The 679-nt window shown below is 70.1% G+C and carries 1 protein-coding gene; it reads right to left on the bottom strand.

Features of this window, described 5'->3' with window-relative positions:
- Positions 1–679: sensor domain-containing diguanylate cyclase (locus KVT32_RS28130; protein WP_217619203.1), on the bottom strand; the 679-nt coding region annotated here is incomplete at both ends.

A 679-nucleotide genomic window follows, 5' to 3' on the forward strand; every position in this document is an offset into this window, starting at 1 on the left:
CATGGCGCAGCAGGGTCTTGGCGTCCTGGCCGTCGCTGGGACAGAGCGCGATGCCGATCGACACCGACAGGCTGATCTCGCGTCCGCTTGTCGCCACTGGCCGCGCCACCGACTGCATGACGGTGGCGGCCACGTGCGCGGCCTGGTCGGCGCCGCCGATGTCGGTCAGCAGCACCACGAATTCGTCGCCGCCCAGGCGGCTGACGGTATCGACCCCGCGCACGCAGCGCGTCAGGCGCAGCGCCACTTCCTGCAGGACGGCGTCGCCGGCCTCGTGGCCATGGGTGTCGTTGATGGCCTTGAAATGGTCGAGGTCGAGGAACATCAGGGCGAACTCGGCGTGCTGGCGGCGGTTGCCGGCCAGCGCCTGGGCCAGCCGGTCCATGAACAGCACCCGGTTGGGCAGGCTGGTGAGCGGGTCATGGTGGGCCAGGCGCCGGGCCTCCTCTTCCATGCGCTTGCGGTCGGTGATGTCGGACAGCAGCGCCATGTAACTGGTGACCGCGCCTTGCGCATCGCGGATCGCCGACAGCGAGGCGCGGATCGGGAAGGTGGCGCCGTCGCTGCGCACGCTCCACAATTCGCCCTCCCAGTGATCGTGCCGGTCCATGTGGCGCAGGATGCGGTCGTAGAAGGTCTGGTCGTGCACGCCCAGGCGCAGGCTGGGCAGGCTGGCGCC

The sequence above is a fragment of the Achromobacter sp. GbtcB20 genome (assembly GCF_019091095.1).
GTDB classification, from domain to species: Bacteria; Pseudomonadota; Gammaproteobacteria; order Burkholderiales; family Burkholderiaceae_B; genus Achromobacter; species Achromobacter mucicolens.